The 15,298-nt window shown below is 62.5% G+C and carries 12 protein-coding genes and 2 pseudogenes; 7 read left to right on the top strand and 7 right to left on the bottom strand.

Translation table 11 applies throughout. The features are described from left to right. Nucleotides 1-165: 165 nt before the first annotated feature. Nucleotides 166-1,515 (bottom strand): annotated as a pseudogene (locus MTX23_RS23165) (IS701 family transposase). A 71-nt stretch (nucleotides 1,516-1,586) separates the two neighbouring features. Further along, nucleotides 1,587-2,341: pseudogene (locus MTX23_RS23160) on the bottom strand (IS5 family transposase). Between the two features lie 671 nt (nucleotides 2,342-3,012). Between MTX23_RS23160 and MTX23_RS23155 the strand changes: the two are divergent. From MTX23_RS23155 to MTX23_RS23135, 5 genes are all read left to right on the top strand, one after another. Continuing rightward, on the top strand, nucleotides 3,013-4,236 hold the full coding sequence (locus tag MTX23_RS23155; protein WP_280978154.1) for an ABC transporter substrate-binding protein: 1,224 nt from the start codon (nucleotides 3,013-3,015) through the stop codon (nucleotides 4,234-4,236). A gap of 97 nt (nucleotides 4,237-4,333) precedes the next feature. After that, a complete protein-coding gene (locus MTX23_RS23150; protein ID WP_280972500.1) occupies nucleotides 4,334-5,209 on the top strand; it encodes a branched-chain amino acid ABC transporter permease in 876 nt (291 codons plus the stop codon). A gap of 1 nt (nucleotide 5,210) precedes the next feature. Continuing rightward, nucleotides 5,211-6,137, top strand: coding sequence for a branched-chain amino acid ABC transporter permease (locus tag MTX23_RS23145; RefSeq protein ID WP_280972499.1), 927 nt, complete (start codon nucleotides 5,211-5,213; stop codon nucleotides 6,135-6,137). After that, nucleotides 6,137-7,618, top strand: coding sequence for an ATP-binding cassette domain-containing protein (locus tag MTX23_RS23140; protein ID WP_280972498.1), 1,482 nt, complete (start codon nucleotides 6,137-6,139; stop codon nucleotides 7,616-7,618). Before MTX23_RS23145 ends, MTX23_RS23140 begins: the two co-directional genes overlap by 1 nt. A 41-nt stretch (nucleotides 7,619-7,659) precedes the next feature. Continuing rightward, nucleotides 7,660-8,904, top strand: a complete 1,245-nt coding sequence (locus MTX23_RS23135) for an ABC transporter substrate-binding protein (protein WP_280972497.1) — start codon at nucleotides 7,660-7,662, stop codon at nucleotides 8,902-8,904. 65 nt (nucleotides 8,905-8,969) lie between these two features. Here the strand turns inward: MTX23_RS23135 and MTX23_RS23130 are convergent, their stop codons facing one another. Next, the gene (locus MTX23_RS23130; RefSeq protein WP_280972496.1) at nucleotides 8,970-10,604 is read right to left on the bottom strand and encodes a thiamine pyrophosphate-requiring protein; all 1,635 of its coding nucleotides are present in this window, start codon (nucleotides 10,602-10,604) and stop codon (nucleotides 8,970-8,972) included. Between the two features lie 333 nt (nucleotides 10,605-10,937). On the opposite strand from MTX23_RS23130, the gene MTX23_RS23125 reads away from it, so the two are divergent. Next, entirely contained in the window at nucleotides 10,938-11,102 is a 165-nt protein-coding gene (locus MTX23_RS23125; RefSeq protein WP_280972495.1) for a Flp family type IVb pilin, read from the top strand. Nucleotides 11,103-11,109: 7 nt separating this feature from the next. On the opposite strand, the gene MTX23_RS23120 is transcribed toward MTX23_RS23125, so the two are convergent. Both MTX23_RS23120 and MTX23_RS23115 read right to left on the bottom strand, forming a co-directional pair. Continuing rightward, nucleotides 11,110-11,343: a hypothetical protein gene (locus MTX23_RS23120; RefSeq protein WP_280972494.1), complete on the bottom strand. Its 234-nt coding sequence runs from the start codon at nucleotides 11,341-11,343 to the stop codon at nucleotides 11,110-11,112. Nucleotides 11,344-11,392: 49 nt separating this feature from the next. Continuing rightward, nucleotides 11,393-12,358 carry a Ku protein gene (locus MTX23_RS23115; RefSeq protein ID WP_280972493.1) on the bottom strand — a complete coding sequence of 322 codons (966 nt, stop codon included), beginning with the start codon at nucleotides 12,356-12,358 and terminating at the stop codon, nucleotides 11,393-11,395. 239 nt (nucleotides 12,359-12,597) lie between these two features. Between MTX23_RS23115 and MTX23_RS23110 the strand changes: the two genes are divergently transcribed. Further along, nucleotides 12,598-12,750, top strand: a complete 153-nt coding sequence (locus MTX23_RS23110) for a hypothetical protein (protein ID WP_280972492.1) — start codon at nucleotides 12,598-12,600, stop codon at nucleotides 12,748-12,750. Between the two features lie 72 nt (nucleotides 12,751-12,822). On the opposite strand, the gene MTX23_RS23105 is transcribed toward MTX23_RS23110, so the two are convergent. Together MTX23_RS23105 and rfbB are read right to left on the bottom strand one after the other, a co-directional pair. Beyond that, nucleotides 12,823-13,851, bottom strand: a complete 1,029-nt coding sequence (locus MTX23_RS23105; protein ID WP_280972491.1) for a UDP-glucuronic acid decarboxylase family protein — start codon at nucleotides 13,849-13,851, stop codon at nucleotides 12,823-12,825. A gap of 329 nt (nucleotides 13,852-14,180) precedes the next feature. After that, entirely contained in the window at nucleotides 14,181-15,281 is a 1,101-nt protein-coding gene (gene rfbB, locus MTX23_RS23100; RefSeq protein ID WP_280972490.1) for a dTDP-glucose 4,6-dehydratase, read from the bottom strand. Between the last annotated feature and the right edge of the window lie 17 nt (nucleotides 15,282-15,298).

The following is a 15,298-nucleotide window of genomic DNA, read 5'->3' as shown; positions in this document are numbered from 1 at the left end:
AACCGGAGCAATCCCGGCTTTCCCTGCGCGATGGTTTACGGCTTATACGTGCTCTCCCCGGCGAGACTGGGCTTTGTTGTCACCGTCTTTGCAAAAGCGCTTCGCGCTTTGCAAGGAGACACCTGCCACTAACACTACTTTGGCAGATTTATTCGCCGGGGCTTTTTACGGATCCGTCTTCTGCAGTGTGGGCATCGCAGAGATGGCGGCCGAAGAACGAGATCGACGATGGCTTGGCGTACCGCCGGCAAGCTAGGCTGAGGTGGAGGTCCGTTGATTCTTTTTTTTCCGCCCCGCTTGTGCGAGGCGACGATGCTGCAGGAAGGCGTAAGCGACCATGGTCATGAGCGCGTGACGATGCAGACCTTGCCAGGATCGCCCCTCGAAGTGATCAAGCCCGAGTTCTTCTTTCAACTGCTGATGCGCCTGTTCGCAAATCCATCGTGCCTTGATGGTGGCGGCTAATGTGCGCAGGTCTGTCGCGGCGGGCAGATTGGCGAGATAGTATTTCTTCTCCCCTGAGGCACGTTGCTCGCCAATGAGCCAGGCTTCCTCGCCCGGAAGATGCTGCTGACCCTTATCCCATATCCGCTGCGGAGGCCCGTCGGCGATGCGGATACGGACAGCAGCAAATCGGGCTTTCAGCCGACCTTTCGTCCCGCTCCGCCAACTCAGGGTTTTCCACTTGGCGCCGTGCAGCATTTGTTCTGCCGCGATCGATAGGACATCTGGTACGTAGTGCTTTCGTGGTCGGCCCCGAACCTTGGTATTCGGCCAAACGAGCTTCACCTCAACCGGATACACCTTGAGGTGCCGCGGGATGCCGACGGCCCAAAGTAGCCCGCGTGCCGTTAGCCCTTGTCGAAATGGTGCGCTGAGCCCGTATCCCGCATCCGCCAGTACACACCCAAAGCGCACGTTGGCTACTATCGCGCGATCAATCTCGGCCAAAGCAATTTCCGGCTTGGACCGTGGCGCTTGGTGTTCGACAGGCACGCGAGCGCGCTTTAAACGAGTCACGTTGCTTGTCCAACTGTCAGGCAGAAAGAGACGCAACGCGACCATCACCGGCACCTCGCCGCGCGCAAGCGTCAAAGACACCAGCGTTTGGCAATTTGCCGTCTTGCCGAGAGCCGACGCATATTGAGCTGCAACACCAACCGAGCGTTCGCCCTTCTTCGGCAGTGAGGTGTCATCAATAACCAGCACCGCATCCTTGCCGCCGACAAGTCGGTCCGCCTGGTTGAGCAGCTCAGATTCCAGTGGTGATGCGTCCCAAACACCATCGGCGATGAAATGGTGCAGCTGATCGTAGTTGCCTGTGGCAAGGCGTTCAGCCATCGGCTGAACGCTCTTGCGATCACCAGGGCCGATCAATCCCGCAACGTACAGCGGACACATCCGCTGCCGAGTCTTGTGACCCAATCGGTCCAAGAACGGCTTCAGCCAACGCTCGAGTTCGTCTTCCCATTCCGCCATGGTCAGCCCTCCAAGAGCCGACCACCCATGAATCATTGAAAAATCGATTCGGGAATCCTACGGCTAAACCGACAATCTGCCAAAGTAGTGCTAAGGTCCGGACTCAATCAGGTCCACCAAATGATAGCGGCAGCAAGATTGACGGCCGAGAGGAAGTTTCTGGCGAGCTTGTCATAGCGGGTTGCAATGCGCCGCCAGTCCTTGAGCCTGCAAAACATGCGCTCGACGAGGTTGCGCCGCTTGTATGCGGCGCGGTCGAACGGATGGAAGCGTTTTCGGGTGGGATTGTTTGGGATGACCGGGGTTGTTCCCCGTTCGATGAGGAATTGCCGCAGTTCGTTCGCGTCATAGGCCGTGTCGGCCGCACAGCAACGCGGTGGTGGCAGAGAGCTGAGCAGGGGCAGCGCCGCGCGGATGTCACCACGCTGACCTGGCGTTACTTCGAGCGCGATGGCGCGTCCGAGACTGTCGCAGACGGCGTGGATCTTGGTGGTCCTGCCACCGCGGGAACGACCGATGGCCTGAGCCTCCGCCCCCCTTTTCCACCGGCCGCCGCACGGTGCGCCTTGGCGGTCGTGGAATCGATGGCCTGGAAGTCGTCATCGGGCGACAGGCCCCGAAGTGCTTCGAACAGATTGCGCCAGACCTCGCGCCGCGACCAGCGGTTCCAGCGATTGTAGACGGTCGTGTAAGGGCCGAACACTGCCGGGCAATCGCGCCAGCGGCAGCCGGACTTCAACACATGGATGATGCCACTGATCACGCGGCGATCATCGACTCGACGAGCGCCGGGCTGATTTTGCGGCAGCAAGGGCTCGATTGCTGCCCACTGCCGATCATTCAACCAAAACTCGCCCGCCATGATCCAAGCCCCGCAAATGCAGAGCTTGAATCATATCTCCACGTAAAATTATACATCTGATTGAGTACAAACCTTAGGGCGTCAGGCCTGCACGACTTCACCGTCCGCTATCTGCCACGCTCGTCAGCCGTGACATCGGCGTCCACCGCATCCCAACCCAACACTCGTGACGACCGCGAAGCGCCCCTCAAGTGGGTGAGACGGGCGGATCATACACTGAGTTGATATTCTGAAAAACAGAAATATTTCTCATGGCGGCTCTTGCGTCGTCGGGCAAATCAGTGCCAAGGGGGCGACGCCTCATTCGTCATTCCGGCTTCGTGGTTCGCGAGCCTCGGAATGACGGGAGTAGCGATCGGCTGTCGGCGGATTACGCTTCGCTAATAATCCGCCCTTCAATTCTACAATTCCGCCACGGATGTGGTGCTGGCTGCAATTCCTTCGGGCAATTTGCGTGCACGGTGCCTAGAGCGAGTGCAATCGCTATCACGCGAGCTGCAACCCACTACTTTAGTTGTCGTTCCCGCATGGCGATCTGCATGCGGTTTTACTTGCTGCGCGATTTGTCGTGGCTATAGTCGCGGCCCAAGAGCGCGAAGCAGCCGAAGAAAATTGACAAAAAAGAGGAGTGAAACAAAGTGAATAGATCGACTCGATTGCCCCGTTACGCAATGCAGCAACTCGCCGGAGCGGCCGCCCTGGGGCTGGTCGCGCTGGCGCCGACCGGAGCACCGGCCGCTGACGCCCTCAAGATCGGCGTGATCGCCGAGGCGCAGGCCATCGCGGGCGCGTCGATCCCGCAGGCGGCTCAGATGGCCGCCGACGAGATCAATGCCAAGGGCGGTATCGACGGCCGCAAGATCGAGATCGTCAGCTACGACAACCACTCGTCCTCGGCGGACTCGGTGCGCGCGTTCCAGCGCGCGGTGAACGAGGACAAGGTCAACGCGGTCATCTCGAGCTACATCAGCGAGGTGGTGCTCGCGCTTGAGCCCTGGGCCGCACGCCTGAAGACGCCGTTCGTGACGCCCGGCGCTGCCTCCAACGAGATCAGCAAGAGCGTCCACGCCGACTACGAGAAGAACAAGTACACCTTCCACGGCTACCTGACCTCGGCGGCGCTGGCGCTGTCGGTCTGCGACGCCGCCAAGGAGCTTCTGGTCGATCAGAAGCACATGAAGACCGCGGTTATCATGAGCGAAGACGCGGCCTGGACCAAGCCGCTCGACGTCGGCTACGAGGAGTGCCTGCCGAAGATCGGCCTCAAGGTCGTCGACCATATCCGCTTCTCGCCCGACACCACGGACTTCACGCCGATCTTCAACAAGATCGAGGGCTCCAAGCCCGACGTGATCATCACCGGCATCTCGCATGTGGGCGTACAGCCGACGGTGCAATGGAAGAACCAGCAGGTGCCGATCCCGATGTTCGGCATCTCCTCGCAGGCAACCAACGAGACCTTCGGCAAGGACACCAACGACGCGGCGGAAGGTGTGCTGTATCAGGGCGTGTCGGGGCCGGGCGTGGCGGTGACGCCGAAGTCGGTGCCGTTCGCGGAAGGCTTCAGGAAGCGCTACGGCAACTATCCGTCGTATGCGGGCTACACCGCCTATGACGAGGTCTACTACATCGCTGACGCGGTGAAGCGCGCCGGTTCGACTGACGCGGACAAGATGGTCGCGGCGCTCGAGAAGACCGATTGGGAAGGCACGATCGGACGTGTCCAGTTCTACGGCAAGGACGATCCGTTCACCCACTCGATCAAGTACGGCAAGGGCCTGATCACCGGGCTGATGCTGCAGTGGCAGGGCGGAAAGCAGGTCGCGGTCTGGCCCAAGGAGGTCGCCAAGAGCGACCTGAAGTTCCCGAGTTTCATCAAGGTCACCTCGAAATAACTGACGGTAACATGCTCCCGGGCCTCTCCCGGGAGCAGTTTTCTGCAGTTGCGATGTCCTCCACAACAGGCAGCTCTGCTGCCGCGGCCAATCTGAGATGCTTGCGTTACAAATCCTGATCGATGGCTTTGCCATCAGTGCCCTCTACGCACTCGGCGCCACCGGCTTCACCCTGATCTTCGGTGTCTCGGGCGTTCTCAATCTCTCCCACGGTGCCATCATGGTGGCCGCAGCGGTCGCGGCCTGGGCCGCGGCCAGCGTGCTCCACCTCGATACCTATTCCGGCGCGCTGCTCGGCGTCGCCGTCGCGCTGATCGTGGCATTTGCGACCTACTTCGTGGTCGTCAAGCCGATCCAGAATTCCAAGCGGATCCCCAATGAGGAGAAGGAAATCTTCGTCCTCACCGGCACCTTGCTGTGGGGGATCATGATCCAGGAACTGATCGCCTACTTCTTCACCAACAATGCCAAGACGGTGCTGCCGATCGTCGAGGGCGTCGTCGACATCTTCGGCAACCGCACGCCGCGCAACAATATCTTCACCGCGCTCGTCTGCTGCCTCGTGATCGGCTTGCTGTGGCTCCTGGTGAACCGCACGCGGACCGGCAAGGCGGTGCTGGCGGCCTCGATGAACCCGCGCGGCGTCACTCTGCTCGGGCTTGAGCTCACCCGCATCTATATCGTGGTGTGGGCGATTTACGGCATCCTGGCCGGCATCGCCGGCGTGCTGCTCGGCATGTTCTTGGGCGTCAGCTCCTACAGCGTCGGGCCGCTGACCGCGAGCGCGTTCTCGATCGTGGTGCTCGGCGGCCTCGGCAGTGTCTCGGGCTCGCTGATCGCGGCCTTCGTGGTCGGCTATCTCGAGACCGTGACGGCCTACCTGATCTCGCCGGCCTACCGTACCATTCCGGCGCTGCTGCTGCTTGTCTTCGTGATGTATATCCGGCCTCAAGGCCTGTTGGGGAGGCGCTGAGATGGCCGGGTTCTTCACGTCGCGCCTGTTCTTCGTTTCGCTGGCCTGCGTGGTGGTCGCCGCGACGCTGCCACTCTACGTTTCGGGCTACGTGCTCGGGCTGTTGACCGTCGCCTTCTATTTCGGCGTGTTCGCGATGGCCTGGGACCTGCTGTTCGGCTTCGCCGGCGAGGTCAATTTCGGCCCGACCTTCCTGATCGGCACCGGGGCCTACACCGCCGGCATCCTGAACAACCAGTTCGGCTGGTCGGTCTATCTCTGCATCCTGCTCGGCGCGCTGGCCTCGGTGATCGCGGGCCTCGTGCTCGCGCTGCCGGCGCTGCGGGTGAGGGGGCCGTATTTCGGCCTGACCACGCTGGTCGCAGTGCTGATGCTGCAGAACTTCGTCGTGGTGTTCGCCGATCTCACCGGCGGCGAGATCGGGCTGACCATTCCGGACGTCATCACCATCAATGCAGGCGCGAACTACTGGATCGCGCTCGGCTTCATGACCATCAGCGCGGCCATCCTGTACGGCCTGTCGCAATCGCCGATCGGCCTTGTGCTGCAGGCGAGCGGGCAGGACCCGGTGCAAGCCGGCGCGCTCGGCTTCAACATCGTCAAGCATAAGCTCGCGGCGTTCATCGTCAGCGCGTTCTTCTCAGGCCTCTCGGGCGCGCTCCTGGTGTTCTACTTCGGCACCGCCTCGGTCGGCACCGTGGTCGACGTCGCGGTCGGCGTGAACGTGATCGTTTCCGCCGTGCTCGGCGGCCGGCGCACCGTGCTCGGTGCGGCGCTGGGTGCGATCTTCCTGATCGTGGCAGGCGAATTCCTGCGGCCGACCGGCGAGCTCGCGACGTTCATCGTCTCGGCCGTCGCCTTGCTTGTCGTCCTGTTCTTCCCCGGCGGTTTCCTCGGAGCGGCCCTGTCACGCGAGGCGCGCTCGTAATGGATCAGACTGTGACCACCACTCCCACGCTTACCGTCCGCGGCCTGACCAAGCGGTTCGGCGGCCTGACGGCTGTGAAGAATCTGAGCTTCGACCTGCGCCCTGGCGAGATCCTCGGCCTGATCGGGCCGAACGGCTCGGGCAAATCGACGGCGATGAAGAGCGTGATGGGCATCGAGCGCCCCACGGCGGGCGAAGTGATCTTCGAGGGCGAGGATGTCGCCGGCATGCCGTCGCACAAGATCGCGCGCAAGGGCTTCGGCATGGTGTTCCAGCACTCGCGGCCGCTGAACCGGCAGACTGTGCTCGAGAACATCATGGTCGCGCTGTTGCCCGACAGCCTGTTCATGCTGTTTCCCGACAAGGCGCTGATCGAGCGCGCCAGATGGATCGCCGATCGCGTCGGCCTCGGCGCGGTGATGGACCGCCGTCCGCCGACGCTGCCGTTCGCCGATCTGCGCCGCCTCGAGCTCGCCAAGGCGATCGCGCGCGACCCGAAGGTCGTGCTGGTCGACGAGCCGTTCGCCGGACTGACCAGCGCCGAGGTCGGCGGCTTCTCACAACTGATCCGCAGCTTCCGCGACGAAGGACGTGCGGTGATGCTGGTCGATCACAACGTCAAGAGCGTCGCCGCCTTGGTCGACCGCGTGCTCGCGATGTATCTCGGCGAGGAGATCACGACCGGCCCGGCCGACGAGGTGATGAAGAACGAAACCGTGCGGCGGGTCTATCTCGGCGGCGCGATCGAGACCCATGCGCGTCCCGAGACCAGCTTCAAGGACAAGGTGCCGCTGTTGCAGGTCGAGAATGTCAGCGTGCATTACGGCAAGGCGCAGGCGCTGGAGAATGTCTCGATCCACGTCCATGAGGGCGAGTTCGTCTCCGTCGTCGGCCTCAACGGCGCCGGCAAGACCACGCTGTTCAACACGCTTTCGGGCTTCCTGCCGTATACCGGCGAGATCATCCGGGGCGGCGAGAAGCTGCGCGGGATGGGGCCGGCGAAGATCGCGCGCTCCGGGCTCGTGCAGTGTCCGGAATCCCGCGAGCTGTTCGGCGAGATGACGGTGCGCGAGAATCTCGACCTCGGCGGTCAGCATCTCACCGACGAGGCGAGGGCGAGGCAGCTCGCCTGGCTGTTCGAGTTGTTCCCGATCCTTAAGGAGCGTCAGGGCCAGATGGCGCAGACGCTGTCCGGCGGCGAGCAGCAGATGCTGGCGATCGGCCGCGCCCTGATGATGCAGCCGCAGATCCTGATCCTGGACGAGCCGACGCTCGGGCTCGCGCCCGTCATCCTTGAGCAATTGTCGAAGGCGCTGGAGCGATTGCGCCAGACCACGCAGATCACGGTGCTGCTCGGCGAGCAGAACGTGACCTTCGCGCTTCCGCATGCCGACCGCGTCTATGTGCTCGAGCACGCGCGGATCGTGTGGGAGGGCGATCCCGCGCGGTTCGCCGCGGAGGCGGGCGCCGACTTCCTCTAGAACTTCATCGACAACAATAAAGCAAAGAAAGGGAGATCATCATGTCACGCTATTCGGCCGTTCGCGCGAGCCTGCTGCCGCTCGCATCCGCGCTAGCGCTCTGCCTTGCGGCGCCCGCCTATGCGCAGTCCAAGGATCCGATCAAGATCGGCGTCATCGCCGAGGTGCAGTCGATCGCGGGTGCGGCGACGCCGGGCGGCGCGCAGATCGCGGCCGACGAGATCAACGCCAAGGGCGGCGTGATGGGCCGCAAGATCGAGATCGTCACCTACGACAACAAGAGCTCATCGGCCGACTCGGTGCGGGCCTTCCAGCGCGCGGTCAGCGAGGACAAGGTCTCCGCGGTGATCGCGAGCTATATCAGCGAGGTGGTGCTGGCGCTTGAGCCGTGGGCGGCGCGGCTGAAGATGCCGCTGATCACGCCCGGCGCGGCATCGAACGAGATCACCAAGGCGATCCACAACGACTATGAAAAGAACAAGTACACCTTCCACGGCTACCTGACCTCGGCCGCGCAGGCGCAGCTCGTCTGCGATGCCGCCAAGGAGCTTTTGGTCGATCAGCTCAAGTTCAAGTCGGCGGCGATCATGAGCGAGGACGCCGCCTGGACCAAGCCGCTCGACGCCGGCTACGAGGCCTGCCTGCCCAAGGCCGGCCTGAAGGTCGTCGAGCACATCCGCTTCTCGCCAGACACCACCGACTTCACGCCGATCTTCAACAAGATGGAAGGCGCAAAGCCCGACGTGATCGTCACCGGCATCTCGCATGTCGGTGTGCAGCCGACGGTGCAGTGGAAGAACCAGCAGGTGCCGATCCCGATGTTCGGCATCAGCGCGCAGGCGCTGAGCCCGACGTTCTGGGGCGACACCAACGGCGCCGCCGAGGGCGTGCCGTCGCTCGCGGTGGCGACGCCCGACGTCGCCGTGACCTCGAAAACCAAGCCGTTCGCGGCGGCCTTCAAGGCGAAGTATGGCACGGCGCCGGCCTATACCGGCTACACCGCCTATGACGAGGTCTACATCATCGCCGAGGCGATCCAGCGGGCCGGCTCGACCGATCCGGACAAGATGGTCGCCGAGCTCGAGAAGACCGACTTCGAGGGCACGATCGGCAAGATCCAGTTCTACGGCAAGAACGACGAGTTCACCCACGGCATCAAGTCCGGTCCCGGTGCGGTGACCGGCCTCGTGTTCCAGTGGCAGAGCGGCAAGCAGATCACGGTCTGGCCGAAGGCGATCGCGGAAGGCAAGCTGAAGTTTCCGGACTTCGTGAAGCTGTCGCAGTAACCAAACGCAAAGCCCGGTTCTGACCGCTCAGAACCGGGCTTTGAATATTTCGGGAGCGCAGCGCGTCAGGTGCCCGGGCGCGAGACCTCGGTCTCCTTGCTGGTGATGAATTCCAGCAGCACGGGCACGCCTTCCTTGGTCTTCTCGATGCCGCGCTTGATCGCGGGGATGATGTCCTCGGGCTTCGTCACCCGCTCGCCATAGCCGCCGAAGGCGCGCGCCATCGCGGCGTAGTCGCCGGAGATATCGGTCGAGCGGTACTTCTCGGTCGAGATCGGCATCACCTTCAATTCGATCGCCATCGAGAAATTGTTGAGCAGGACCGACATGATCGGGATGCGCTCGCGCACCGCGGTCTCGAAATCCATCCCGGTGAAGCCGATCGCGGCATCGCCCCAGACGTTGATGCAGAGCTTGTCGGGCTTGGCGAGCTTGGCGCCCATCGCAAGGCCCAAGCCGTAGCCGAGCTGCGTGGTCTTGCCCCAGCCGATGTAGGACAGCGGCTCGACCGATTTCCAGAACGGCGAGAGCTGGTCGCGCGGACTGCCGGCGTCGTGGGTGATGATGGTGTTGTGGATGTCGACGGTGTGCTGCAGGTCCCACAGTACGCGATAGGGATTGAGCGGGGCGTCGTTGTGGGTGAGCTTCGGCATCCACTTGGCGAGCCATTCCTTGTGGGAAGCGGCGATCTCCTCGGCGACGGTGCTGGCGTCGCGGTCCGAGGCCACGGTCTTGCCGATCTCCTCCAGCAGCGCGTCGAGCACGAGGCCGGCGTCGCCGACCAGGCCGACCCTGGCCTCGACATCCTTGTTGATGTGGTTCGGATCGAGCGTCGAGTGGATGATGGTCTTGCCCTTCGGCATCGCAATGCCGAACGACGTCTCGGTGAAGGAGCAGCCGATGCCGAAGATCACGTCGGCTTCCCCTAAGAATTTCGGCACCGCGCGCGGCACGGCAAGGCCGCCGGAGCCGAGCGACAGCGGATGGGTCTCGGGGAAGGACGACTTGCCGCCGAGGCTGGTGGTGACGGGGATCGCGAGACGTTCGGCCAGGCGCTTCAGCTGCGGCCAGGCCTTGGCGTAATGCACGCCCTGGCCGGCGTAGATCACCGGCCGCTTGGCATTGACGAGGAGGGCGGCGGCCTCCCTCACATGGACGGGGTCGGCGCCGTAGCGGGTGCGCAGCACCGGCGTGTAGTTCAGCGGTTCCGGTACCTCTTCGTTCCACATGTCGGCGGGAATCTCGACGACGACTGGCCCGCCGCGGCCGTTCTTCAGCCTGGAGAAGGCGCGGCGGAAGATGTTGCCGACTTCAGAAGCAAGGTTGATCGGCTCCGACGATTTCGAGAACGCCTTCATCGCCTGACTGGAGTTGAAGTTCGGGTCGATGTTGGCGAGCCGGCGCGCATAGCCCATCGGCAGCACCAGGACGGGCACCGACTCGCCGTAGCACTGCGCGACCCCGCCCATCGCGTTCTCGGCGCCGGGACCGTGCTGCATGCAGAAGGCGCCGATCCTCTCGCCCGAGGTGACGCGGGAGATCGCGTCCGCCATGTGCACGCCGATGCGCTCCTGCCGTACCATCACCGGACGGATATCGGCGGCGGCGGCATATTCGATCAGGTGGTTGACGGGATAGCCCGTGAGGATTTCGATGCCCTCGCGCTTCATGATTTCCGCGATCGCGGTGCCGAGTTTCATGGCGGTCTCTCCCCTGGATGCGGCCGGTTTCATCCGGCCTCGTTGTCGTCCCGTGCGGCTTAAAGGAACAGGATTCTGCGGGGCGGTAAAGCGCGCCCGCGCCCGGATCGGGTAGTGCTGATATGCGTTTGCGGGCAATAGCGGTGCGGCGGGCCCGCGATGGAGCCGCCGGCCGGACGGCTTGATACAGGCCGGAATGGCCGAAAATCCGGCACAACCTTTAAGCGATCGTTCATCCTGTCCGTCAATGCGCCATCAACCAATATGGCATAGTCTGGCTGGTACATTTTTACGGCGCGGGCGATTATCCGCGGGCGTCGACAGGAGCTTTCAATGCGTTCGTTGCTGGCGAGATTTATGCGCGAAGAGGCCGGAGCAACAGCCATCGAATACGCCATCATTGCGGGCGGTCTCAGCATCCTGATCGTCGCCGCCGTTGGAGGCATCGGCGCCAATCTCAGCGGCCGCTTCTCGGCCATGAGCACCTCGCTGAAGTAACGCCGCCTCAGTTACCGCCGTCTCCGTTCAGCGCGCGCAGCATCGCGATCCGCGCGAACATCAGCCAACCACCGCCGGTCTCTGCCGCATTGATCAGGTGCTCGACCGCGATTTGCCAGCGCGCCTCCTGCTGGGCATCTTCCGGCAATTTCATGATGTAGTCGGCCGCCTGCTGCAGCGTCACCAGACTGCCGCCCGGGCGCAGCGCAATCGGTTCGTCGAAAGGCGTCGACCAAGGCATGTCAGGCGCGGCGGATCGAGGTCATTTGACTGCCGCCGCGAACGCCCGATCAGCCGGCCTTCTTCGAGCGCGCAGAGCCTTGCGCGCGCACCGGCTTCTCCGCCTTCTTCGGCTCCGGCTTGGCGACCTCCTTGGGCTCGCGCTTGCCGCTGCCCGAGATCGGCAGCAGCATCTCGCGCTGGCCCTCGATCCGCTTCTTCGGCTTCTTGCCCTTTGCTTTGGTAGCCGGGGCGGCCTGCTTCTCGCTGGCAAGGCTCTTCTTCAGCGCGTCCATCAGGTTGATGACGTTGCCGCCCGACTTCGGTGCGGGCTTGGCGATCTTGATGCCGTTGCGCTTCTGGTTGATCAGCTCGATTAACGCCTGCTCGTAGCGATCGTCGAACTCTTCCGGATCGAAGTCGGCGGACTTCTGCTCGACGATATGCTTGGCGAGGTCGAGCATGTCCTTGGTGATCTTCACGTCCTGGATGTCGTCGAAATATTCCTTCTCGCTGCGCACCTCGTAAGGATAGCGCAACAGCGTGCCCATCAGCCCGTTGTCGAGCGGCTCCAGCGCAATGATGTGCTCGCGGTTGGTCAACACCACGCGGCCGATCGCAACCTTGTTCAGGCTGCGGATGGTTTCGCGGATCACCGCGAAGGCGTCATGGCCGACCTTGCCGTCGGGGACAAGATAATAGGGACGGATCAGATAGCGGCTGTCGATCTCGGCCCGCGGCACGAACTCATCGATCTCGATGGTGCGGGTTGACTCGAGCGCGATGTCGTCGAGCTCTTCCTTGGTGATCTCGATATAGGTGTCGGTGTCGACCTTGTAGCCCTTCATGATGTCTTCGGAGGCCACTTCCTCACCGGTCTCAGCATCGACCTTGGCGTATTTGATCCGGTGGCCGGTCTTGCGGTTGATCTGGTTGAAGGAGACCTTTTCGGTGTCCGACGTCGCCGGGTACAGGGCAACCGGGCAGGTCACAAGCGAAAGGCGCAGGAAGCCTTTCCAATTGGCGCGGGGGGCCATGGGAAACTCCGATTACGCAACCGATGCAGGATAACACCGGGAACCCCGGTTTGAAACATCGCGCTCCGGCGAATCTCGGAACGGCGTTAACCGTGGTTTCAGCCTGCGTCGGTTTGACGCCCGGCACGAGCCGGATTCCGCGGCCACAGTGAGCCCGGAACATCGCTCCGCATGGGGCGTTGGCTGTATGACGAGGGACAATCGCCGGAAATTACAGGCATTTAAGCAGAGAGGTCGCCATGGCAACAGAACGACACGGTCGGATTGTCGAAACCCCGACCGAAGCGCGTCAGGCTGAGCCGGGCCCCTCGGTCCTTGCGCTGCTCACGGCCTCGACCGGCCTCGCAGTCTTGATCCTCGGTGTCGTCTGGTTCGTTTTCTTCCGCGTGTAGCGCCCTTGGCTGCGCCGCATCGTCGGATTGGTTGGCCCTCGGCCGGCGTGCTTGGTCGAGGCGCCGGACATCTTAGGTCGCCGGGACCGTAAGCCCGAGCTTCTGCGCATGCGGACTCGCCGAGGGAATGTGAGAGATCCGGTCGGCAGAATCCGTGAGCATTTCCTCAAAGTAGGTAATTGTTCGTGCGAGGCCCTGCCGGAGTGGGGTCCGCGGCGCCCACCCGAGCATGGCATTGGCGCGCGAAATGTCAGGCTGGCGTTGCCGCGGATCGTCCTGCGGGAGCGGGCGGTGGACGATCTTCGAGCGAGAGCCGGTCAATTCGATGGTCAATTCGGCAAGCTCGCGCATCGTAATCTCATTGGGATTACCGAGATTCAACGGCCCTGTGATCTCTGCAGGTGACTGCATCAGACGCATGAGGCCATCGATCAGATCGTCGACGTAGCAGAATGCTCGGGTCTGCAAGCCGTCGCCGTAAATGGTGATGTCGTGCCCGCGGAGTGCCTGGACGATGAAATTCGAGACCACGCGACCGTCATTCGGATGCATGCGCGGTCCATAGGTATTGAAGATGCGCGCAACCTTGATGGGCATTCCATGCTGGCGTCGATAGTCGAAGAACAGAGTTTCGGCGCAGCGTTTTCCTTCATCATAGCATGAGCGGGGCCCGATCGGGTTGACGTTGCCCCAATACTCTTCGCCTTGAGGATGCGTTGTGGGATCGCCATAGATCTCGGAGGTCGAGGCCTGCAGGATCTTCACTTTGAGCCGCTTGGCCAGCCCGAGCATGTTGATGGCGCCGATCACGCTGGTCTTCGTGGTCTGGACCGGGTCGTGCTGGTAATGCACAGGCGAAGCCGGACAGGCCAGATTGTAGATCTGGTCGACTTCAACATAGAGCGGGAACGTCACGTCATGGCGCAGCAATTCGAAGCGGTGATGATGGAGAAGATGCTCGACGTTGCCTCGCGTGCCGGTGAAGAAATTGTCCACGCAAAGGACTTCCGCGCCGTTTGCAAGCAGGCGCTCGCAGAGATGTGAGCCGAGAAAGCCTGAGCCGCCAGTTACCAGGATTCGTTCGGCCAGATTGTAAGGCATGGCTTTTCCCTACATTGCTACGGCTGATCGAGGGGAGTGGAGAGCGCCGCCAACTTGCCAGGCGTTCTGCTTCCTCGAACCGACGTATGTTGGGTCCTCAACCAAGCCCAACGTCTCGATCGCTAAGCGCCCCCTGACAGGAAGAATGCGAAGAACGTGTCAAAGTTAAGGTTTCTTCATTCCGTGGCCACGAGGATATGAAATTGGAACTTTTTGCACGTCTGCGCGCGTCGCCGTTCGCGATTGCGCGAGGTCGCATGCACAAGTGCGGCTAAATTGGGCTTGGTGAGCATCCACGCCCGCGATGTAGGCTAAAGGCGGCAGCGAGCCTAGTTGACGCCTTTCGTATCTTGCGACGCCGGAACGGAAAGTCCGAGCCGCTTGGCGTCATAGCCGGAGTCCTGGATGGACTGCCACCATGGCTTGTTTGCGAGATACCAGCGGACGGTTTTGTCGAGCCCACTGTCGAAATTCTCCCGCGTGGTCCAGCCAAGCTCGCGTTCCAGCTTCGAAGCGTCGATTGCGTAGCGGCGGTCATGGCCGGGGCGATCGGTCACGAACGAGATCAACTGCTTTCGGTTGCCGCGATTTGATGGTTGCAGCCGATCGAGCAGCACGCAGAGGTGTTCGACGACTTCGAGATTGGTCCGTTCGTTGCGACCGCCAACATTATAGGTCTCACCGACCTTTCCATGCTGGAGGATCGTATGCAGCGCGCGCGCATGGTCCTCGACATAGAGCCAGTCGCGAACATTGCGGCCGTCGCCATAGACCGGAAGGGGCTCCCCGGCGAGCGCCTTGATGATCATGTGCGGGATCAGTTTCTCCGGAAACTGATACGGCCCGTAATTGTTCGAGCAGTTCGAGATCAGGCAGGGCAGTTCGTAGGTTTCGCACCAGGCGCGGACCAGATGATCGGAGGCGGCCTTGCTGGCGGAGTAGGGCGAGTTCGGCGCGTAGGGGCTCCGCTCGGTGAAGGCGCCGTCCGGGCCGAGCGAGCCGAACACCTCGTCGGTCGAGACGTGGAGCAGGCGGAACGACTTGCGCTCCCGCGGCGTCAACACGCGCCAATGGCGCAATGTCTCCTGCAACAGCGAGAATGTGCCGTTGATGTTGGTCCGGATGAAGTCCTGGGGGCCGTCGATCGAGCGGTCGACGTGGCTCTCGGCCGCGAGATGGATCACGCCGTGCGGCTGGTACTGCGTGAACAACGCGCGCAGTGCGTCGCCGTCGCAGATGTCAGTCCTCGCAAGCGCATAGCGGGCCGATTGCGCGACCGCTTGCGGAATCGAAGCCAGGCTCGACGCGTAGGTCAGCTTGTCAATGTTGACGATCGAGACATCGGTGGTGTCGAGCAAATGTCTGATGACGGCTGAGCCGATGAAGCCGGCTCCCCCCGTTACGAAGATCGTTGATCGGTTCTGATTCATGCTTGACACGTATGGTG

This window comes from Bradyrhizobium sp. ISRA436, assembly GCF_029910015.1.
Taxonomy (GTDB): domain Bacteria; phylum Pseudomonadota; class Alphaproteobacteria; order Rhizobiales; family Xanthobacteraceae; genus Bradyrhizobium.
This window is presented reverse-complemented; position numbering and strand designations above follow the sequence as displayed.